Source organism: Streptomyces sp. NPDC054770 (assembly GCF_053611985.1).
This window is the reverse complement of sequence record NZ_JBSHBL010000036.1, coordinates 40732-61774: the sequence shown is the minus strand read 5'-3', so window position 1 is coordinate 61774 and position 21043 is coordinate 40732. Positions and strand designations below refer to the sequence as shown.

Sequence of the window (21043 nt, the reverse complement as noted above, 5' to 3'; positions counted from 1 at the left end):
CGATCAACCGGAACTGTGGGCTTTCCCGGAGTCCGCTAGGAGGACTTGCCCTTGCCGGTGATCTTGCCCACCCGCTCGGCGACACCCCACGAGGTGACCCGCCACAGCGCCTCGACGAGGATGTCGCGGCTCATCTTGGAGTCGCCGAACTCCCGCTCGACGAAGGTGATGGGCACCTCGACGACCTGGAAGCCGGCCTTGACCGCGCGGCGGGCCAGGTCCACCTGGAAGCAGTAGCCCTGGGAGGCGACCTCGTCGAGCCCCAGGCCCTCCAGGGTCTCGCGGCGGAAGGCCCGGTAGCCGCCGGTGATGTCCCGGAGCGGGAGATCCAGCGCGAGCCGGGAGTACAGGGAGCCGCCCCGGGAGATGAACTCACGGGACTTCGGCCAGTTGACGACCCTTCCGCCGGTCACCCAGCGGGAGCCGAGCACCAGGTCGGCGCCCTGCAGCGCGGTCAGCAGCCGGGGCAGTTCCTCCGGCTGGTGGGAGCCGTCCGCGTCCATCTCGATGAGCACGCCGTAGCCGTTGTCCATGCCCCAGCGAAAGCCCGCGAGGTAGGCGGCGCCGAGGCCTTCCTTGCCCTTGCGGTGCAGTACCTGGACGTGGTCGTCCTCGGCGGCCAGTTCGTCGGCGAGCTTGCCGGTGCCGTCGGGGCTGTTGTCGTCCGCCACCAGCACATGGGCCTCGGGGACGGCCTGGCGCACCCGGCCGACGATGGACTTGATGTTCTCCGACTCGTTGTACGTGGGAATGATCACCAAGGCCGTGCCGAGCGGGCCGAACCGCCTCCCCTGGGGCTGTGCCGCAAGGGTTCCGTCGCCGTCGTTCACTGCTGCCCCTTCATGTCGTACGCAGGGGACCACCATAGTGCCCACGGCCTGCACTGACGCGACAGCTCGTTCGCATGGTGGTGTCGATTCCGCAAGAACGGGGTAAGGATGCCCGTTTCGGGTGGCGGCGATACACGCTTTCGCCACTCTGTCCCTACGGATGGGGGCCCGGCGCCCTTCGGGCCGACCTGGGACCCGCTGGCTGCGGGTCGACCGAAAGCCGTTGTCTACTGAGCGTCCGGGCCCCACCCGGGTCACACCTCCCGACCGGCTGGAACGTTCCCTCGTCGGCGCGGGCGCTGAGCCTGGCTCCCAGTGACGGTGCCCCGGTGCGGCACACCGTCCCTGACCCAGCGGCGCTGCGACAAGTGCGCGAACTGCTCCCCGGTCGGGCGTCCGGTGGTGGACTCGGCCGAACCTACCGGCCCGCTGCCGCTGGCTGTCAACAGCCGTTTGACCTGCGAAGACGTCCCCAAAGCCCTGGTCAGCGCGGAGGATGCGCAGGTCGCGCGACAGGGCGGCGGCCGTCGATCACGGCCGCGCCACCCCGGGAGATCACTCGCCCGGCCGTACGAATGCGGGAGGTCACTCGCCCGGTCGTACGAACACGGTCCGGCCGCCCACCACGGTCCGCAGGCAGACCGGCAGCGCGCGGCCGGGGGTCAGGTCGGGCAGGCCGGGGGTGCCGGAGCGCGGGTCGGTGGACCAGCGGGCGACCCGGTCGTCCGGCGCCTGCACCACCAGTTCGTCGGTGCGCCAGACCGCGTAGTCCGCGGGTGCGCCCGGCACCAGGACGCCCGCGTCGTCCCGGCCGGTGGCGCGCCAGCCGCCGCGGGTGTGCGCGGTGAACGCGGCGCGTACGGAGACCCGGTGCTCGGGCGTGCGGTGGAAGGCGGCGGCCCGGACGGTCCCCCAGGGATCGAGCGGGGTGACGGGACTGTCGGAGCCGAAGGCGAGCGGGACCCCGGCCTTGAGCAGGGCGGCGAACGGGTTGAGGGTGCGGGCCCGCTCGGTACCGAGCCGCTGGGCGTACATGCCGTCCGCGCCGCCCCACAGCGCGTCGAAGGCGGGCTGTACAGAGGCGATCAGGCCGAGTTCGGCGAAGGCGGCGATGTGCTCGGGCGTGAGCATCTCGGCGTGCTCGACGCGGTGCCGGGCGGCGCGGACACGGGCGGGGCCGACCTTCTCGGCGGCGGCGCGCACGCCCTCCACGACGGCGGTCACGGCGGCGTCGCCGATGGCGTGGAAGCCGGCCTGGAGACCGGCCTCGGTGCAGGCGGTGACATGGGCGGCGACGGCGGCCGCGTCCAGATAGGCGGACCCGGCGGTGTGACCGGCGTCGGCGTACGGCTCGTGCAGGCAGGCGGTGTGCGAGCCGAGGGCGCCGTCCACGAACAGGTCGCCGGCGGCGCCCAGCGCGCCCAGCTCCCGGGCCTTGTCGGCATCCTCCTCGGCCCAGTAGCCGACGACCCGGGGGCCGGGCAGTTCGGCGGCGAGCCGCAGCAGCCCGGTGAAGTCGTCCTCGGAGGAGATCTTCGGTCCGCCGCACTCGTGCACGGTGCCGATACCGAGCGAGGCGGCGTGCGCGAGGGCGGTGCGCTGGGCTTCGGCGCGCTGCGCGGGCGTCACGGCCGCGAACGCGGCGGCGCGTACGGCGTGGTGCGCGTCGCTCGTCAGCGGGGTGTCCTCCCGGGGCACCGCGCCCGCGACCAGGTCCAGCAGGGCCGTGGTGACGACCGCCGAGTGGACGTCGATACGGGAGAGGTAGAGCGGACGTCCGCCGGTGGCCGCGTCCAGCTCGGCGCGGCTCGGCGGGCGGCCGTCGGCCCAGCGGGAGGCGTCCCAGCCGTGCCCGAGCAGGACCCGGTCCGCCGGGCGGGCGGCGGCGAAGTCCCGCACCAGCGCCAGGGCCGCGTCCAGCGAGCGGGCCCCGGACAGGTCGAGGCCGGTGAGCGCGAGCCCCGTCGAGGTGGTGTGGACATGGGCGTCCGTGAAGGCGGGGGTGACCAGCGCGCCGTCCAGGTCCACGACCTCGTCGACCCCGTCCGCGAACGCGTCGGCGGCCCCCTCCGACCCGACCCAGGCGACCTGCCCCCGCTCCACGACCATCGCGGTCGCGAACGGATCGGCGGGACTGTGGACCTCGCCGCGGCGGAGGAGGACGGTCTTGGGCTCGGGGCTGCGCTCACTCATGGGGACCAGTCTCGCGCCTCACCCCGATCACTTTGAACGAGGGGCGCCCCGAACACGCCTTCGAAGGGGCGCAGGGCTGTTTCCGTATGCGTTTCATATGCGCCTCCTCCGCGTGGTCGCGACCAGCCACGACGTTCCCGCCCGTCGTGACCCGAGTCGCACTCGGAGCATGCCCCAAGGCACCCGGAGCTGTCGGCCGTGCCCACCCGTTCCGCCCTGCGGAACGCCTGCCCACGGCGGTGGCGATGGCGGCCGGGCGGTGGCGGCCAGGCGGTGGCGATGGCGGCAGCCGCTCGGTGCCTGGGCGGCGGGGCGGTGGCGGCAGCCGGGGCGACGGCGGGGCACCGGGGCGGTGGGGCGGCGGCCGACGGCAGCAGCCGTAGCAGCGACGGGGCGGCGGGGCAGCCATAGCGGCGGCAGCAGCCGCAGCGGTGCTGGGGCAGTGGCGGCAGCCGCAGCGGCGGCGGGGCGGTGGCGGCGGGGCGGGCGGCGATAACGGTGGCGGTGGGGCGGTGGCGATAGCGCCTGCGGGGGCGGTGCCGGAGCGGTGGTGGTGACAGCCGGGGCGGCGACGATGGCGGCAGCCGCAGCGGCGGCGAGGCGGTGGCAGTGGCAGTGGCCATAGCGGTGGCGGCAGCCGTAGCGGTGGCGGCAGCCGTAGCCGTAGCCGCTGCTCAGATCCTCGGTGGGCGTGCCTCGTACGGTGTCGACAGCACCACCGTCGTCCGGGTCGACACGCCCGCCAGGCTGCGCAGCCGGGCCAGCAGTTCCTCCAGTTCGTGCGGGGTGGCCACCCGCACCTTGAGGATGTAGTTCTCGTCGCCCGCCACACTGTGGCACGCCTCGATCTCGGGGACGCCGGCCAGGCGGTCCGCGATGTCGTCGGGGGCGCTGGGATCGAACGGTTTCACCGAGATGAACGCCGTCATGGGCAACCCCACGGCCTCCGGGTCGACGACCGCCGCATAGCCGCGGATGACGCCGCGCTGCTCCAGCCGGCGCACCCGCTGGTGCACGGCCGACGTGGACAGGCCCGTGGCCTTGCCCAGGTCGGTGTAACTCATCCGCCCGTCCTTGACGAGCAGCTGCACGATTTGACGGTCCAGCTCCTCCATGGCGCAAAAGCTACAGTGCGCGTGATCTCCTCGGGTAGCTCAGCGGCGCAGGTCATGGCCGGTTCGTGATGTCACGGAGTGCAGGTTGTGCGCCACCTGAGGGACAAATCGACCGCAGCGGGCACCTGCGTTCGGCATGTGACGAACGCCACAGCCCCCGAACAGGCTCCGTGATGGTCTCGTGATTACCGCCGAGAGCGGACGGGAAGTGCTTGCTGTGGTCGAGGCCGCAGCGCCGTAACGGCCCAGCCCGAGGGGGAGTTACCCATGCAGAGTCTTAAGCGCCCTGGTCGTACCACGCCCAAGCGCCCGCAGTTGGTGGTCGAGCCCGAGCCGGAGGGCGTCGAAATCGACCTCGACGAGGTCGAGGAACTGGACGCATACGACACCTTCGAGATGTTCCGGGTGATCTGCCCGGACTGCGCGCAGTCCATCGCGCTGCTGGCGGACGAGGAGTTCCTGCCGGAGCACGCGCTGTGCGCCTCGCCGTGGAACCCGTTCGGCCTCACGGTCTGTGCCGGTACGGGCCGCGCGGCCGCCGACGTCCCGTCCGAGGACGAGTCGGCCGAGCCGCAGGAGCAGGACACCGCCATCCTGCTCACCCTCCCGCAGGGCCTGGACTGGCGGACGCAGCCCTTCTCGCACGTCGGCGGCCCGGGCTCGCGCCCGATGCGCGTACCGGCGCTGCGCCACGGCGGCATGCTCGTCAGCCGTCAGGCCGCCTGAGTCACCGCACCGCGTCCCAGTAGCTGCCCTGCACCATGGCGCGCAGACTGCCGTGGTGCAGGATCAGTGTGTCCGGATCCGCGGGAACGGCCACCTCTCCGAAGTACACCTGCCGGTAGGCGACGCGCAGCATGACGATCGCGTGCCGCAGGGCGGCGTAGAGGGTGTAGAAGTCCATGTCCCGTGGAGTGTGGCCGGTGAGGCGCGCGTAGCGGGCCTCGACGCGGTCGCGGCGCAGGAAGGCCGGCAGTCCCCGCTGTCCGGAAGCGGCCGTGAGGTCCTGGAAGAAGCGGTGCAGGTAGACGGTCCAGCCGAGGTCCACCTCGCGCGGGGCCGGTGCCGCCATCTCCCAGTCGAGGACGGCGACGGGGTCGAAGCCGGCGTAGACGACGTTCCCGATGCGGGCGTCGCCCCAGCCGAGGACCGGCGTGCCGGGTTCGCGTGGCCACAGGTCCGCCAGCCGGTCGAAGGCGGCCTCGATCAGCGGTGAGCGGGCGAGTCCGTCCACCACCCAGTCGTAGTAGCGCCGTTGGGACTCGACATGCCGGTGCAGGGCGTCACCGTCCCCGGGCAGGGCGAGGAACTCCAGCTCGCTCGGGGGGACTTGGTCGTGCAGTCGGGCCAACAGACCTACGGAGGCGGCTTCGAGGTGCTCGCGCTCGGCATCGGTCGCCGCGTGCAGCCAGTTCCCCTCGTAGGTGTAGGGCATGACGTCGGGCGGGACGCGCCCCTCGACCCGCTCCATCACGAAGAAGGGCGCCCCGAGCGGCCCCGGGTCCTCCTCCAGCCACAGGACGCGGGGTACGGGCACGTCGGTGTGGTCGGCGACCAGCCGCATCGTGCGGTACTGGCGGGTGAGGTCGTACGACGGGAAGACCGTGTACGCCGCCGGATCCGCCGCGAGTCTCAACGCGCAGGCGCGCAGGGGTGGTTCGGGGTGCTCGATGTCGAAGAGCAGGGTCTCGCTGGACATGCCGTTGGAGGCGGGGACCGTGACCCCGACGGCCTTGGCGCCGGGGAGCCGGGCGTCCAGCCAGGCGGTCAGCCGGCGCGTGAGGTCCGCCGGGTCGCGCGTCGTGGTGCGCGGGCGCGGTGTCGTCGTCATCCCGGCCTCCTCCTTCAGGGCGCCACCGAGTCGAAGCCGGTGAAGCCGCTCGGATCGTGTCTGCCGAACGAGCCGTGCTCGAAGATGCCGTGGCCGGTCCGTCCGTCGAGGCGGAAGCGGGCCGCGTGGTCGGTGACGCCGTAGGCGGCGCGGGGGTGCGGCGCGGTCAGGTCGTAGGTACGGCGGTCCGTCCAGCCGCGGCCCTGCCAGGTGCCGTGCTGCCAGTCGTCGGCCGGCGGGTAGCCGGCGCCGACCGCGAGCGGCGAGGAGGCGAGGATCTCCACCTCCAGTTCCTGGGGTTTGCGCGGGTCGCCGAGGTGGACGACGGCACGCTCGGGGTGGCGGGTGCCGGAGCGGTAGGTGATCTCGGTCCGCGGCCAGCCGAGTTGGCGGTCGCGCCGGCCGGGGCGGACCAGGGTGGCGTCGTTCAGGGTGCGGTAGCCGTCGGCGTCCTCCTGGGTGATGACCATCAGGAAGCGGTCCTCGAAGCGGACCGGGCTCCAGACCCAGTGGAAGCCCTCGGTCGGGTTCTCCGCGGCGAGCCGCCCGCCGTCCTCCCCCGGGATCGGGCGGACGCCCCAGCTGCGGTCCCGGGTGCCGGTCCAGCCGGCCGGGTCGACGCGGTACTCCTCGCCGCCGGCCCGGATCACCCCGGCCACTCCCCCGGCCTGGACGAACCTGCGGCCCTCCAGCGTCAGCCGGTCGCCCCGGCGCTGGAGGTGGTGCGGCTCCCACAGGGCCGGGAAGTCGGCGGTCCAGGTGAGGTCGCAGAAAACGGCGTCGTCGCAGCGAAGGCGGAAGCGCCGGAGCGGTTCCTCGACCTCGATGCGGAGCGGGCCGACCGCGAGCCGCATCCGGTCGTCGCCCAGGGCGTCCGAGGCGCGGACCGCGTGCAGGGTGTCCCCGGCGCGCAGGGTGGCGTAGGCGTCGATCACCCCGGCGTTCGGGTAGACGCCGAGGCCGAGGATAAGCAGGGCACGGCCGTCGTGGTCGAGGACGTGGAAGATGCAGCGGTCGTAGGCGTTGCGGTCCCCGGTGGCGACGTGCTTCATGGAGAGCGGGACCTGGTGCACGGGGTACTCGTCGAGCGGTACGGGACGGGCGTCGGCCATGGCAGGCCTCCCGGAGGCTGGAGACGGTCTGGCTGACGGTACGTCAGAAAAGAGAGGGAGGCCAGATCCGCGACCGGACGTGCACGAACTCACGCACGATTCGGGGGATCGGTGACCGGGGCGGCCGCCCCGGCGTTGGCCAGGCGTGACGACCACCTACACCGCTCTCGGCCGTCAGCGCCGGATCTTCGTGCCCCCGCCCGCGGAGCCGCTTGCGCCGCCGACGCCGCAGGATCCGCCGATCTACCGCGATCTGCTGCGGATCTGGTCCGACCGGGGCCGGACCCTGCCGGGCCGCCACGACCCGGAGTGGACCAGGCTGGCGGCGCCGACGGTCGTACGCGGGCAGTTCAGCGAGTTCAGCGACTTTCCGGTCCCGCCACATGACGGGCGATGACCATCCGCTGGATCTGGTTGGTGCCCTCGACGATCTGCAGGACCTTGGCCTCGCGCATGTAGCGCTCGACCGGGAAGTCCGCGGTGTAGCCGTACCCGCCGAGTATCTGGACGGCGTCGGTGGTCACCTTCATCGCGGTGTCGGTGCAGTGCAGCTTGGCCATGGCGGCCTGCTTGGCGAACGGCCGGCCCGCGTCGCGCAGCCGGGCCGCCGCGAGGTAGAGGGCCCGGCCGGCCTCGATCTGGGTGGCCATGTCGGCGATCATGAAGCGCAGGCCCTGGAAGTCGGCGATGGGGTGGCCGAACTGCCGTCGCCCGGTGGCGTAGCCGACCGCCTCGTCCAGGGCCGCCTGGGCCAGGCCGATCGCGCAGGCCGCGATGCCGAGCCGGCCCGAGTCGAGCGCGGAGAGGGCGATGGCGAAGCCCTGTCCCTCCTCGCCGAGGCGCCGCTCGTCGGGGACGCGCACGTCGTCGAAGTGGACCTGGGCGGTGGGCGAGCCCTTCATGCCCATCTTCCTCTCGGGCACCGCGCCGCTGAGGCCCTCGGCGTCACCCGGGACCAGGAAGGCGGTGATCCCGTGCGAGCCCTCGGCGCCGGTGCGGGCCATGACCGTGTAGAAGTCGGCGATGCCGCCGTGCGTGATCCAGGCCTTGGTGCCGTTGATCACCCAGTCCTCGCCCTCCCGGACCGCCTTGGTGCGTAGCGAGGCCGCATCCGAGCCGGACGCCGGCTCGGAGAGGCAGTAGGCGCCGAGCAGGCCGCCGCCGAGCATCGCGGACAGGTGCTCGACCTGCTGCTGCTTGGTGCCGTAGGCGGCGAGTGCGTAGCTCGCGAGGGTGTGCACGCTGACGCCGAGGCCGACGGTGAGGCGGGCCGCGGCCAGTTCCTCCAGGACCTGGAGGTAGACCTCGTAGGGCTGGTCACCGCCGCCGTACTCGGAGTCGTAGGGCAGGCCGAGCAGGCCCGACTCGGAGAGCAGGGCGAAGACCTCGCGCGGGAAGCGCCCGGCGTCCTCCTCCTCGGCCGCCTTCGGCGCGATCTCGCGCCGGGCGAGCTCCCGGACCAGCGCGAGCAGGTCCCTCGCCTCTTCCGTGGGCAGTTGACGCTCCACCGGCTGCGGGTCGCGGTCGGACATGGCGTCGGTCTCCTCCCTGTCGGGCAGCAGCGGTCACAGCCCGCGGGATAGGGGCGGCTCCGCCTGTCGTTCGGGTGCGGCCGAGGTCGGCGTTCCGGGTCTCGGAACCTGCTGACCTGCGGCTGCGCAGTGAGTATGCCCGATCAGGGACCTCCCGTCACCAGTTAACGACCGCTTACTTCAGGAATTCCAGGTCAACATTCGAAACCCGCGAAATTGGTCCGAACCATTGACCTGACTGGTCTAGTCCTCCTAGGGTTCATGACCAACGCTTTACCGCGTTCATGCCAATCGGCGCGCGTTCCCCTCTCCCCCAGGAGGAGACACCCGATGCACATCACTCACCGCTCCCGGTTCCGGGCGCTGCTCTCGGCGGCCTGTTGCGCCGTCCTCGGCGCCGGGCTGCTGGCCGGCGCGGGCTCCGCCTCCGCGGCAGCCCGCTCAGCTCCCCAGGTGCAGGCCGGCTCCAAGGTCGTCGGCTACTTCACGGAATGGGGCACCTACCAGCGCAACTACCTGGTCAAGAACGTCGAGACCTCCGGCTCGGCCGCCAAGCTCACCCACATCAACTACGCCTTCGGCAACGTCACCGGCGGCAAGTGCGCGATGGGCGACTCGTACGCGGCGACCGACCGGACCTATACGGCCGCCGAGTCCGTGGACGGCGTCGCGGACACCTGGGACCAGCCCCTGCGCGGCAACTTCAACCAGCTGCTGAAGCTGAAGAAGAAGCACCCGAACCTCAAGATCCTCTGGTCCTTCGGCGGCTGGACCTGGTCCAGCGGCTTCGGCGAGGCCGCCAAGAACCCCACCGCCTTCGCGCAGTCCTGCTACGACCTGGTGAAGAACTCCAAGTGGGCGGGGGTCTTCGACGGCATCGACATCGACTGGGAGTACCCGAACGCCTGCGGCAACACCTGCGACACCAGCGGCCGGGACGCGTTCCGGAACGTGATGGCGGCGCTGCGCTCGAAGTTCGGCAGCAGCTCCCTGGTCACGGCCGCGATCACCGCCGACGCCACCAGCGGCGGCAAGATCGACGCGGCGGACTACGCGGGCGCCGCGCAGTACGTCGACTGGTACAACCCGATGACGTACGACTACTTCGGCGCCTGGGCCTCGACCGGTCCGACGGCCCCGCACTCGCCGCTGAACTCCTACTCGGGCATCCCGACGGCGAACTTCTACACCTCGGCGACCATCGCCAAGCTCAGGGGTCTCGGCATCCCGGCGGCCAAGCTGCTGCTCGGCATCGGCTTCTACGGCCGCGGCTGGACCGGCGTCACCCAGGCGGCGCCCGGCGGCACGGCGACCGGCCCGGCGGCGGGGACGTACGAGCAGGGCATCGAGGACTACAAGGTGCTCAAGACCAAGTGCCCGGCAACGGGCACGGTGGGCGGCACGGCATACGCCAAGTGCGGCAGCGACTGGTGGAGTTACGACACCCCGGCGACCATCGCGACCAAGATGACCTACAAGAACCAGCAGGGCCTGGGCGGCACCTTCTTCTGGGAGCTGAGCGGCGACACCGCGAGCGGTGAGCTGATCAAGGCCATCAACTAGCCCCCGTCACGGGGGACCTGGGGCGGGGGTACCACGAGACCCCCGCCCCTTCTGCGTCAGGTGTCCCGGCGGGCCGGGGTCGGGGCGCGGTAGGCCGGGTCCAGTTCCTCGATGGCGCGCAGGGTGCCGCCGAGCGTCTTGACCAGCAGCTCGCACAGGGTCTCGCGGGAGAGCACGGGCCGGTCGATCCAGTCCAGGGTGGCGCCCTCCACGCTGCACAGCCAGGCGAGCAGACCGGTCCTGGCGAGCGGGGCGATGTCGGTACGGCCGTAGGCGCCCTCGGCGATGGTCGCGACGATCGCCTCGCGCACCCCGTCCCGGATGGCGTGCACCTCGGTGTCGAAGCCGACGCCGCCGCTGACGATCGTGCGGTACGCGGCCTGGTGGTGCTCGGCGTAGCGCAGATAGCTGTCGATGGTCCGGTGGACGCGGTCCGTCTGGGGCAGCTCCAGGCCGCTCGCGGCGTAGGTGACCAGGTCGGCGACGGAGTCCTGGATGATCGCCAGGTAGTAGCCGCGCTTGGACTGGAAGTAGTAGTAGATCAGCCCTTTGGCGACATGCGCCTGCCTGGCGATGTCGTCCATGGAGAGCGCGTCGTAGGAGGTGTCGGCGAACAACTTCCGCCCGATGGCGATGAGTTCAGCACGACGAGCCACGGAACGCTCGGTGCCGCGCGCCCGGGGACGGGTGGCGGCACGCTGTTGACTGATATTCAATTTCGACCCTGGTCTCAACGGGCTGCGGGACATCCGCAGTATGTCAGGTCGGGTCGTGGGTCAGGTCACAGCAGACCGAGTTGAGTTACCAACATGGCGATGACCACGACAAGGGTCCAGCCCATGACGTGCTCCAGGACCTTCGGGCCGTCGTCCTTGGGGCCGCCGGTACGGGCGCGGGTGGCGGTGGCGGAGTGCGTGGTCATGACGTCCACCATGCCATTGATTGCGGCTTTTGCGGCGGAGAGCTTGGTCACAGGAAAGCGGCCCCCGGGATGCCCGAGGGCCGCCGTCGTGCCTGGTCAGCGCACCCCGACCGCCTCCAGCGCCCTGGTCTGGGCCGGGGTCGGACAGGCCGGGAAGTACAGGTAGCAGACTCCCCCGGTACCGGAGACGACCTTGCCGGACGCGTTGTACCGCTGGGTCCGCAGCCAGATGTTCTCGAACTCCCGCCGCAGATAGACCCGCCGGACCGCGTCGTCGTCGGCCGAGAACGGGTCGTTGGCGATCACGTCGCCGTCCGCGGTGAAGCCGATCACCGTCATCAGGTGCCCGGAGGTGCCGTAACCGGCGCCGGTCAGCTCCGTGGCCAGGAACGACTGCGACGTTATGGCCGGGATGCCGGCCGCGATCAGGGTCTCCAGGTCGGTGAGCGAGGCCAGTCGCGTTATCACGCCCTGGAGGTCCTGGTACGTCGACGCGTAGGCGGCGTTGAACGGCCAGTTGCCGCAGCCCCCGTACTGGTAGTCGTACGTGTAGCGGGCCGCGTAGCAGACCTGGGGGTCGGTGTACGACGGGTCGACCCAGGACAGCTGGGCGGCGGTGGGCCGGCCGCCCCAGTACTCGACGATCATCTGCGAGGAGGTGGGGCTGCACCAGGCCTCGCCGCCGTTGTCGTACTCGGGGTACTGGCCCTTGTGGATCTCCTGGGAGTAGCGCGGGACCTTGAGCTCCTGGGCCAGGCCCGGGGTGGAGGCCGGGACGGTGAAGCGGTCCGGGATGTCGGAGGCCATGGCGCCGAGCCGCCAGACGGTCGGGGTGAGCTTGGTGCCCGGCTTGCGGTAGAGGGTCAGGCGCAGCTGGTACGAGCTGAGGCGCAGGCCCGTGGTGGCGTCGTCGATGGCGAAGGTGTCGGTCCAGATGGTGCTCTTGCCGTCCGTCTGGCCGTCCACCGAGGTCCGTTTGATGTCCTGGTCGCCGGCCGCCCAGCGGCCCATCACGTACCAGGGGGTGTCGGTGCCGTCGGAGTAGGTGCCGTGCAGCTCGACCTTGATCCAGGTGCCGGCCGGGGTGTCCGCGTTCCAGGAGGCGATGGTCTCGGTGGCGGGGACGGCCGACTGGTGCACCGGGCCGGTCCAGGTGGCGTACTCCCAGGAGGCGGTGGTGCCGGTGTGGGGGTCGGTGTAGGAGGTGGTGCCGGCCGGGGTCCCGATCACCACGCCGGGGCGGTCCCCGGCGACGGCCCCGACGCCCTTGGCGGTGCCGGTCCTCCAGTCGCTGTAGGTGGTCCAGGAGCGATAGTCGATCGGGCGGGTTCCGTCCCTGCCGTGGCCCGGCCGGCCGTTACCGGCCCGGCGGGTCTCGGTCTGGGCGGTCCCGTCGGCGTCGGTCTCCGGCGCGGCGGCCGCGGGCACCGCGGGCACCACGCCCTGGGCCACGGCCGCGGCCGCCACGGAGGCGGCGGCTGCCAGAACGGTTCTGCGGGACGGCTGTTCGGCTCTGCTCATGGGTGGAGAACCCCCAGGTGTACGCGTCACGGCTGATCCGGAGCAAGAGGCTGTGGGCCAACTATGGAGCAGGCGCCATGCCCCTGCCAGCACTTCCGCCCATGCCACGCCCACCAATATTGGTCTGGTCCACCGAAAGGGCCCCGGCGCGGTCGCGGGGGCCCTTTCCACGGTCCTCGTCGGTTCAGATGAGGTCCATCGCGGCGACCTCGTCGGGGCGGCCGTAGCTGACCGGGCCCTGGAAGCGGCGGCGGGCGGTGGCGAACCACCAGACCGTGGCCACGACCAGGACGGCGGCCAGCGCGATCGGCGCGTAGTTGAAGGAGTCGACGGTGATCGGCGAGGCCTGCGGCAGCATGAACAGGACGCTGCTGAGCAGGATCCAGATCACCGCCAGCCAGCCCACCGGCCTGCTCCAGCGGCCCAGGTTCCACGGACCCGGCTGGAACTCGTCGCCGAGGCGCAGCCTCAGGAACACCGGCACGGCATAGGCGAGGAAGAGGCCGACGACGTTGACGCTGACGATCGCGGTGAACGCCGTATGCGACCACCAGCCCGGCACCACCAGGGCGAGCGAGCAGACCACCGCCAGCCAGACGGCCTTGACGGGGGTCCGGGTGCGGGGCGAGACCGAGTGCCACAGGCGGGAGCCGGGCATGGCGCCGTCCCGGGAGAAGGCGAAGATCTGCCGGGTGTTGCTGGTGAGGTTGGCGAGGCCGCAGAAGAGCATGGCGCCGATGACGACGAGCAGCATCGCCTTCGCCCAGCCCATGCCCAGTCCGTCGATGAGGATCTGGACGGGCGGTGCGGAGGAGCTCGCCACCTTGGCGTAGTCGCCGATGCTGTACACCAGCGCGAGCATCAGGATCAGGCCGGTGATCGCCGAATAGCCGATGGAACGGATGATCCCTCTGGGGGCGTTGACGGTCGCCTGGACGGTTTCCTCGGACATGTGGAAGCTGCCGTCGAAGCCGGTGAAGGTCCAGCTGGTGACCAGGAGCCCGAGCAGGCCGCCGTAAAGGCCGTTGGTGAAGCCGGTGTTGTTCACGAAATGCGTCATGAAGGACGCCGACTGATGATGGTCCGGCATCACGATCAGTGTGCTCACGATCACCACGAGTCCGATCAGCAGCCACCAGACGGAAATCCGGTTCAGCAGCGCGACGAGCTGCACGGTGTAGGTGTTGGCGAGCCCCTGGACCACGATGATCAGGGCCGTGATCAGCACCGTCTGGTGGGCGGTCGGCGTGTACGAGGGCCACTGGAGGGCGACGAAGGCCTGGATGAAGGTGGCGGCCGCGTAGCCGGTGGCCGCGGTGCCGCCGATCTGGCCCACGAAGTTCAGCCAGCCCGTGTACCAGGACCAGGCGCCCTTGTGCCGTTTGGCGAGTTTACCGGCGGAGAAATACAGGGCACCGCTCGTCGGATAGGCGGAGGCGACTTCCGCCATGGCGGCGCCGATACACAGCACCATCACGCAGACGCCAATCCAGCCGAACACGAGAATGCGGGGGCCGCCCGCATTCATACCGAATCCGAAGGACGAGAAAATCCCGGAGAGAATATTGATGATGGTGAAGGAGATGGCGAAATTGTCGAACGCCTGGAATCGGCGGGTGAGTTTCCGCGGATAACCCATCGCGTGCAGGGTCGCGTCGTCGTCGAGCGTGACGGGGTCCGCTGTGCGTTCTGACACGTGCCGGCCTTTCTCTGGGAATCTAGGAGGGGATGGGCAGGCCGCAGGCGCGGCGGGCCCGGGAGAGCTGGTCGGCAGGTTCGCCGAAGACGCTCCAGGGCATGCGTGAGGCGTACCGCCCCATGACCGTGAACACCGCCCGCGCCTCGAACTCGCACCGGGCCATGACCAGCGCGTGAGCGAGGTAGGCCAGGTCGAGCACCGGGGTGAAGCGATATCCGGCCATCGTGGGCAGCCAGTTGTGGTAGTTCGACAATGCGGTGCTGCGCCACTGGGGCTGCTCCCAGACCTGCTCGGCGAGCAGCTGGGTGGGGTTGTGGCTCTCCACCAGCGCGACCAGCGGCAGCAGCCGCAGCGCCGAGCCGACAGGGGCCCGCTGGGCGAGGAAGGCGGCGACGTCCCAGGCCGCGTTGACCGAGCCGCCGTACCGGGTGAAGAAGAAGGACAGGAAGCGGTGGTGGGCCTCGCGGTGCCAGGGGTCGAGGGCGAGGGTGTGCGCGAACAGCCGCCACGGGCCGGGCGGGGAGGTCAGCAGGCCGCCGGGGGCGGGGTCGTGCGGGCGGTGCAGCCGGGCCATGGCCAGCTTGGCGGCCCAGGGCGTGGGATCGGCGGGGTTCATGGCGCTGGCCCGGTCGCAGGCGGCGAGGGCGATCCGCTCCAGTGCCTCGGCCCGCTCGTCACGGTCGTCGGCCGCCCGGATCGCCCGCTGCACGGCCACCCGGGCCCACATCAGCGTGGCCTCCGGGCCCGGCTCCTCGGCCAGCCACCGCTCCACCAGATCGGTACCGGCCGCCTCGGAGGCGAGGACCAGGGAGCGGTGGGCCCGCAGGGCGAAGTCGGCACGCGTCTCGGCCAGCGCCTCGCGGGCACTCAGATATCTTCCCGCGCGCACGTCCACGCATACGCTCGCGAGCAAGCGGTCATCGGCCGCCGGATGCCATACGTACTGCCCCTCGAATAACTCCGCGGCCATCTTCCCCTGTCCGTCTCCGCTCGACGCGTGCACGCTAAAGGCACCCTACTCAGGGCCGGGCGCACCGGAAACACGCGAGGTCGACATATCGGTCAGCCGGACGGAAATATCAATGCGCACGGCAAAGAACGGCTCGAAATTGGTTCAAGCCGATACCTTCCCGGGGCCGCAAACGTCCGCTATGCGCCGCACTACTAGAATGTTTCCGGAAAACACCCCACACCTCAGCACACCTCGGGAACGGCCATTCACCACCTCGCCTCCGCACTCCGGGCCCTGCCGCCCTCCTGCGGCCCGGTGCGTCTCGTCGGCGTCGACGGGCACGCCGGGTCCGGGAAGACCACGTTCGCCGGGCAGTTGGCCACCGCCCTGGGCGGGGCGCCGGTGCTGCACCTCGACGACATCGCCAGCCACGAGGAGCTGTTCGCCTGGACCGGCCGCCTGCTGGCCCAGGTGATCGAGCCCCTCGGCCACGGCCGTACGGCCCACTACTCCCCCTACGACTGGCACACCCGCCGCTTCGGCCCGCCCCGCCCGCTGCCGCCGGCCCCGGTGGTCCTCGTCGAGGGCGTCGGCGCCGGCCGCCGGGCGCTGCGCCCCTTCCTCGCGCGACTGCTGTGGATGGAGCTGCCGCACGAGGAGTCCTGGACGCGGGGCAGGGCGCGGGACGGCGCGGAACAACGGGACTTCTGGGTCGAGTGGGTCAGGGCGGAACTCGAACACTTCACCGAGGACCCCTCAAGGCCCTACGCCGACCTTCTGGTGACACAGTCACAGAAGGGGTACGAGGTACTCCCGGGGCCGGTGTACACGGCTGGACCGGACCATGCCGTCACCCACCGTGACGGACCGTCCGCTGTGTGCTGAACTTGTGAAGACGCACCTCCAAGAAGTTGCCCGAGTACCTCAACTCGGCTTGACCCGGGGGCCGTACAGGACTTACGTTCTCAATGTGCGGCCATTCGAAGCCGCCCCTCAGACGCGAAGCCCCCGGTTGTTCCCCCGTGATCGGGGGCTTCGTTCTGCCCTTTACCCCTTTTGTGTGCGCCGCGTGCGTCCCCCGCGCTCACCCTCGGTCACCGACCCGTGTGCGCCCCCTCTGCCCCCACCTCGCCAAACGGCCTGTGCGGCACCCTTCGGCGGGCGGTGGAACCGCAGGTACGATGCCCTCGGTGCGACCTTCGAACTACTGCTTCGCGCACCTGCAACTCCGGTCCGCGGCACAGCGGTTCGACCAACGGCGGCCATCGGGGGGAGCCCGGGGGCCAACCACGGGGGCACGGTTTGTGGGGGACGTGATGGATTTCGGCACGCAGGGCCCCGAGGCCCCGGCCGACCTCGCCTGGCTACGAGGCGTGGACGCCTACACGATGGGCGCCTATCCGCAGGCGGAGGAGGAGTTCCGCACCGCGGTGCGGATGGATCCCGGGATGGCCGACGGCTGGCTCGGGCTGCACGCGCTGCGCGTGGACACGACGACCGCGCTGCTGCGGATGTTCCGGCACCGGGACCGCTTCGGCGAACAGCGCGGCCGGCATCGCCGCACCCTGAACTCCTGGTACTGGCTGGGCTGGTGGGTGCAGCCGGTCCTCGAAAGCCCGCGCGATCTGCTGCTCGCGCACGCCTCCCACTGGCTGGACGGCCGGCACGTCCCGGAGCTCGACCGGGCCCTCGCCGGACTCCCGCCGGTGGACGCCGACCCCCAGGTCCGCTTCCTGCACGCCTGCCGGGCCTACCTGGTCAAGGACTGGGAGCAGCTGGTACGGCACACCGACCCGCTCCTCGACGACCCCATGCTCGGCATCGAGGCCGGCCTGTTCGGCGGCATGGCCCGGGTCCGCCTGGAGATGTACGGCCAGGCCGAACCGCTGCTCTCCGCCGCGCTGATGCGCTGCCGCAGCGAACAGCCGCAGCGCAAGGAGCTGCGCTACTGGCTGGCGCGGGCGCACGAGGGCACCGGTCGCAGCGCCGCCGCACTCCCCCTCTACCGGGCCGTGCACCGCGTCGACCCCGCGTTCATGGACACCTCGGCGCGGCTGGCCGCGATAGCCGAGGGCGACGGGTACGACGACACGGCCGACTTCGCGGCGATCACGCTCACCGGTGCCGGGCAGGACGTCATGGACGGGCCGGACATGCTCGACCCGCTCTTCGGCACGGAGGGGCGTGATCTGCGGCTCGGGGAGCCGGAGCCGCCGGCCGGGGCGATGCCGTCGGTGATCGACCCCGCGGTACGGGAGAAGGTCGTGCCGTCGCCCGCGCTGCCGGCCGGGCCGACCGACCCCGCACTGCTGGAGGAGGCGCTCGCGGAGCTGGAGCGCATGGTCGGCCTCGAACCCGTGAAGCGGCAGGTCAAGGCGTTGTCCGCGCAGTTGAACATGGCCCGGTTGCGGGCCGGGCAGGGGCTGCCGGTGCAGCCGCCGAAACGCCACTTCGTCTTCTCCGGACCGTCCGGCACCGGGAAGACCACCGTCGCCCGCATCCTGGGCCGGGTGTTCTACGCGCTGGGGCTGCTGGGCGGCGACCACCTGGTGGAGGCGCAGCGGGCCGACCTGGTCGGCGAGTACCTGGGCCAGACCGCCGTGAAGGCGAACGAACTGATCGACTCCGCGATCGGCGGGGTGCTGTTCGTCGACGAGGCCTACTCGCTCTCCAACTCCGGCTACGGCAAGGGGGACGCGTACGGCGACGAGGCGCTCCAGGTGCTGCTGAAGCGGGCCGAGGACAACCGGGACCACCTGGTGGTGATCCTGGCCGGCTACCCGGAGGGCATGGACCGGCTGCTGGCCGCCAACCCGGGGCTGTCCTCCCGCTTCACGACCCGCGTGGACTTCCCCTCCTACCGTCCGCTCGAACTGACCTCGATCGGCGAGGTGCTGGCCGCCGAGAACGGGGACGCGTGGGACGAGGAGGCGCTGGAGGAGCTGAGGTCGATCGCCGGGCACGTGGTGGACCAGGGGTGGATCGACGAACTGGGCAACGGGCGGTTCCTGCGGACGCTGTACGAGAAGAGCTGTGCGTACCGGGATCTGCGGTTGTCCGTGTATCCGGGGGTGCTGTCGCGGGACGACCTGGCGACGCTGCGGTTGCCGGACCTGATGCAGGCGTACGGAGAGGTGCTGTCGGGGCGGGGGCCGCAGGATCCGGCCGGTATGTAGGCGCGCGTCGGGCCCGCCCGGGGACGCTGCCCTCAGCTGCCACGCCGGCTTGCGGTCCGTATCGGCCGGTGCGGTTCCGCTGCATCGCTGCCGTGGGCCGGGCAGGCCGGGATCGCTGGGATCCCGGCCGGTCTTGTCCGCTGTCGGCCGTCCCCGGTCAGGTGGCGAGTGTCTGCGCCAGGACGGCCAGGCCGTCCCGGTAGATGCCCTCGAAGAGTGCGGTCGCCTCGACATCGGTGACGCCGTCCGGGGTGAACGTGCCCGACCACTCCACCCGGCATCCGTCGCCGCCGCGCTCGACGACCTGGAGCGTGGAACGGTAACCCGTGACCGGGAAGGGGGCCTGCTCGATCGAGTAGGTGTAACTGCGGGCTGTCGCGTCGAACGCTTCGAGGCGTTCGACGATGACGCCGCCCTCGGCGTTCGTCAGAGTGCGCAGCCGGCCGCCCTGGCTCGACCGGCTGGCCGTGATGTACGGCAGCCAGTCGGGCAGGGCGCCGAAGCCGCCGATGAGCTGCCAGACCCGATCCGCGGGGTGCTGCACGTCGAGGGTGGCGCGGGCGGCGGTCACGCGGTCTCCTGCAGGGGGACCGGCGCGTCGTGCGCGATGATCTTCTGCTCGCGCAGCGCCTTCCAGAAGCCGTACGGGACCGGCTCGACGAGCGCGGCGAGGTCCTCGGCGATACGGCTGGGCCGGGTCGCGCCGGGGATGGCCGCGGCGACGGCCGGGTGGGCCAGCACGAACTGGAGGGCGGCCGACTTGATGCCGATGCCGTGCTGCTGCGCGAGCGCCTTGATCCGGCCGACCTTGTCGACGATGTGCGCGGGCGCCTCGGCGTACTCGAAGTGGCTGCCGCCGGCGAGGATACCCGAGCTGTAGGGGCCGCCGACGACGATGTCGACGTCCTGCTCAGCCGCGGCGGGCAGCAGGCGCTGGAGGGCGCGGAAGTGGTCGAGCAGCGTGTACCGGCCGGCCAGCAGGAACGCGTCGGGGCGCGGCTCCTCCAGGTCCAGCGTCATCTCCAGCGGCTCGACCTTGTTGACGCCGAGGCCCCAGGCCTTGATGACGCCCTCCTCGCGCAGCCGGGACAGGACGCGGAACGCACCGGTGCGGGCGCTCTCGTACATGGCGATCCAGTCGTCGCCGTAGAAGTCCTGGGCGATGTCGTGCACCCATACGATGTCGAGGCGGTCCGTCCTGAGACGCTTCAGGCTGTCCTCGACGGAGCGCAGCGTCGCGTCGGCGCTGTAGTCGTTGACGATCCTGTTGGGGCGGCCGTGCTCGAACAGAGCGCCCTTTTCGCCGAGTTCACGGCTCGCGGGGTCCTCGACCTCGTCGAGGATGACCCGGCCGACCTTGGTGGACAGGACGTACTCGTCACGCGGCTTGTCGGCGAGGACGTCGCCGAGCCGGATCTCCGCCAGACCCGCGCCGTACAAGGGGGCGGTGTCGAAGTAGCGGATGCCCTGGTCCCAGGCGGCCCGCACGGTGGCGGCGGCCTCTTCGTCGGGGATGGCGCGGAACATGTTGCCGAGCGGAGCGGTGCCGAAGCCGATACGGCCCGGCAGGAGGGAGCGAATGCTCATGGTGGAGCCTCAATCTGCGTTACTGCGTGGGGGGATGCGAAGTGGGTGCGCCGCTCTTGGAGCGGCGTCGGCCCTGGTGGTCGGCTAGTTGAGGGTGTCGGGGTCCGGGCCCGTGCGCATGCCGCGGTCGAGCGCGGTGAGCGCGTCGATCTCCCGCGGACCGAGCTCGAAGTCGAAGACGTCGAAGTTCTCGCGGATACGGGTTTCCGTGACCGACTTGGGGATGACCACGTTGCCGATCTGCAGGTGCCAGCGCAGGACGACCTGGGCCGGGCTCTTGCCGTGCTCGGCGGCGATCGCGGTGACCGCGTCGTCCTTGAGGACGGCACCCTGGGCGAGCGGGCTCCACGCCTCGGTGACGATGCCGTGGCGGGCGTGGAACTCGCGCAGTTCGGCCTGCTGCAGGCCCGGGTGAAGCTCGATCTGGTTCACGGCCGGGACGACGGAGGCGGCACCGAGCAGGCGTTCCAGGTGCGCGGGCTGGAAGTTGGAGACGCCGATGGCGCGGGCGCGCCCGTCGGCGTACAGCTTCTCCAGCGCACGCCACGTGTCGAGGTACAGGTCACGGGCCGGGGTCGGCCAGTGGATGAGGTACAGGTCGACGTGGTCCAGGCCGAGCTTGGCCAGGGAGGCGTCGAAGGCGGCGAGCGTGGTGTCGTAGCCCTGCTCGGAGTTCCACAGCTTGGTGGTGACGAACAGTTCGTCGCGGTCGATGCCGGAGTCGGCGAGCGCCCGGCCCACACCGCGTTCGTTGCCGTAGATCGCGGCGGTGTCGATGCTGCGGTAGCCGGCCCGCAGGGCTCCGGCGACGGCGGCGGTGGTCTCCTCGTCGGGGACCTGGAAGACACCGAAGCCGAGCTGCGGCATGGTGACGCCGTTGTTGAGGGTGACAGCAGGGATGTAGGTCACGATGTTCTCCCTGTCCTTGTCGAGGGCGCCGGGCGCCGGGGGGGGGGGCCGGCGCGCTCCGCCCAAGGGGGTCTCTATTAAAAAAAAACCAACCCACCAAA

At 71.2% G+C, this 21043-nt stretch carries 19 protein-coding genes; 5 read left to right on the top strand and 14 right to left on the bottom strand.

The features are described 5' to 3' along the window. Positions 1-35: 35 nt before the first annotated feature. The 3 genes from ACWGKQ_RS28195 to ACWGKQ_RS28185 form a co-directional block, all read right to left on the bottom strand. A complete protein-coding gene (locus tag ACWGKQ_RS28195) occupies positions 36-830 on the bottom strand; it encodes a polyprenol monophosphomannose synthase (protein WP_453294769.1) in 795 nt (264 codons plus the stop codon). A 585-nt stretch (positions 831-1415) separates the two neighbouring features. Further along, positions 1416-3023, bottom strand: coding sequence for an amidohydrolase (locus ACWGKQ_RS28190; protein ID WP_453294768.1), 1608 nt, complete (start codon positions 3021-3023; stop codon positions 1416-1418). Between the two features lie 674 nt (positions 3024-3697). Then, positions 3698-4138, bottom strand: a complete 441-nt coding sequence (locus ACWGKQ_RS28185) for an Lrp/AsnC family transcriptional regulator (protein WP_004002750.1) — start codon at positions 4136-4138, stop codon at positions 3698-3700. Positions 4139-4405: 267 nt separating this feature from the next. Here ACWGKQ_RS28185 and ACWGKQ_RS28180 point away from each other — a divergent pair, with 267 nt between their 5' ends. Continuing rightward, the gene (locus ACWGKQ_RS28180; protein WP_453294767.1) at positions 4406-4864 is read left to right on the top strand and encodes a hypothetical protein; all 459 of its coding nucleotides are present in this window, start codon (positions 4406-4408) and stop codon (positions 4862-4864) included. Position 4865: 1 nt separating this feature from the next. Here ACWGKQ_RS28180 and ACWGKQ_RS28175 read toward each other — a convergent pair whose 3' ends face one another. Then, on the bottom strand, positions 4866-5969 hold the full coding sequence (locus ACWGKQ_RS28175; protein ID WP_453294766.1) for a phosphotransferase family protein: 1104 nt from the start codon (positions 5967-5969) through the stop codon (positions 4866-4868). A 14-nt stretch (positions 5970-5983) separates the two neighbouring features. Then, positions 5984-7081, bottom strand: coding sequence for a hypothetical protein (locus tag ACWGKQ_RS28170; RefSeq protein WP_453294765.1), 1098 nt, complete (start codon positions 7079-7081; stop codon positions 5984-5986). A 145-nt stretch (positions 7082-7226) separates the two neighbouring features. On the opposite strand from ACWGKQ_RS28170, the gene ACWGKQ_RS28165 reads away from it, so the two are divergent. After that, complete coding sequence (locus tag ACWGKQ_RS28165) at positions 7227-7478, top strand: hypothetical protein (protein WP_453294764.1); 252 nt, start codon at positions 7227-7229, stop codon at positions 7476-7478. On the opposite strand, the gene ACWGKQ_RS28160 is transcribed toward ACWGKQ_RS28165, so the two are convergent. Beyond that, positions 7441-8613 (bottom strand): acyl-CoA dehydrogenase family protein, encoded by a 1173-nt coding sequence (locus tag ACWGKQ_RS28160; protein WP_453294763.1) that lies wholly within the window; start codon positions 8611-8613, stop codon positions 7441-7443. The two genes, ACWGKQ_RS28165 and ACWGKQ_RS28160, sit on opposite strands and share 38 nt — an antisense overlap. A gap of 330 nt (positions 8614-8943) precedes the next feature. Between ACWGKQ_RS28160 and ACWGKQ_RS28155 the strand changes: the two genes are divergently transcribed. After that, positions 8944-10176, top strand: a complete 1233-nt coding sequence (locus tag ACWGKQ_RS28155; RefSeq protein WP_453294762.1) for a glycoside hydrolase family 18 protein — start codon at positions 8944-8946, stop codon at positions 10174-10176. A gap of 56 nt (positions 10177-10232) precedes the next feature. On the opposite strand, the gene ACWGKQ_RS28150 is transcribed toward ACWGKQ_RS28155, so the two are convergent. The 5 genes from ACWGKQ_RS28150 to ACWGKQ_RS28130 all read right to left on the bottom strand — a co-directional run bounded on the left by ACWGKQ_RS28150 (position 10233) and on the right by ACWGKQ_RS28130 (position 15288). Next, a complete protein-coding gene (locus ACWGKQ_RS28150) occupies positions 10233-10892 on the bottom strand; it encodes a TetR/AcrR family transcriptional regulator (RefSeq protein WP_453294761.1) in 660 nt (219 codons plus the stop codon). Between the two features lie 65 nt (positions 10893-10957). Then, positions 10958-11098 (bottom strand): SCO1431 family membrane protein, encoded by a 141-nt coding sequence (locus ACWGKQ_RS28145; protein WP_453294760.1) that lies wholly within the window; start codon positions 11096-11098, stop codon positions 10958-10960. 96 nt (positions 11099-11194) lie between these two features. Next, positions 11195-12619, bottom strand: coding sequence for a peptidase C39 family protein (locus tag ACWGKQ_RS28140; protein ID WP_453294759.1), 1425 nt, complete (start codon positions 12617-12619; stop codon positions 11195-11197). A 184-nt stretch (positions 12620-12803) separates the two neighbouring features. Beyond that, positions 12804-14258 carry an amino acid permease gene (locus ACWGKQ_RS28135; RefSeq protein WP_453294810.1) on the bottom strand — a complete coding sequence of 485 codons (1455 nt, stop codon included), beginning with the start codon at positions 14256-14258 and terminating at the stop codon, positions 12804-12806. Positions 14259-14337: 79 nt separating this feature from the next. After that, a complete protein-coding gene (locus ACWGKQ_RS28130; protein ID WP_453294758.1) occupies positions 14338-15288 on the bottom strand; it encodes a hypothetical protein in 951 nt (316 codons plus the stop codon). A gap of 246 nt (positions 15289-15534) precedes the next feature. On the opposite strand from ACWGKQ_RS28130, the gene ACWGKQ_RS28125 reads away from it, so the two are divergent. Continuing rightward, positions 15535-16155 (top strand): uridine kinase family protein, encoded by a 621-nt coding sequence (locus tag ACWGKQ_RS28125; protein ID WP_453294809.1) that lies wholly within the window; start codon positions 15535-15537, stop codon positions 16153-16155. A 431-nt stretch (positions 16156-16586) separates the two neighbouring features. Further along, positions 16587-18446, top strand: a complete 1860-nt coding sequence (locus ACWGKQ_RS28120) for an AAA family ATPase (RefSeq protein WP_453294757.1) — start codon at positions 16587-16589, stop codon at positions 18444-18446. Positions 18447-18603: 157 nt separating this feature from the next. On the opposite strand, the gene ACWGKQ_RS28115 is transcribed toward ACWGKQ_RS28120, so the two are convergent. The 3 genes from ACWGKQ_RS28115 to ACWGKQ_RS28105 all read right to left on the bottom strand — a co-directional run bounded on the left by ACWGKQ_RS28115 (position 18604) and on the right by ACWGKQ_RS28105 (position 20900). Continuing rightward, complete coding sequence (locus tag ACWGKQ_RS28115) at positions 18604-19017, bottom strand: SRPBCC family protein (protein ID WP_453294756.1); 414 nt, start codon at positions 19015-19017, stop codon at positions 18604-18606. After that, positions 19014-20033 (bottom strand): aldo/keto reductase, encoded by a 1020-nt coding sequence (locus ACWGKQ_RS28110; RefSeq protein WP_453294755.1) that lies wholly within the window; start codon positions 20031-20033, stop codon positions 19014-19016. Before ACWGKQ_RS28110 ends, ACWGKQ_RS28115 begins: the two co-directional genes overlap by 4 nt. Positions 20034-20117: 84 nt before the next feature. Next, positions 20118-20900, bottom strand: coding sequence for an aldo/keto reductase (locus tag ACWGKQ_RS28105; protein WP_453294808.1), 783 nt, complete (start codon positions 20898-20900; stop codon positions 20118-20120). Between the last annotated feature and the right edge of the window lie 143 nt (positions 20901-21043).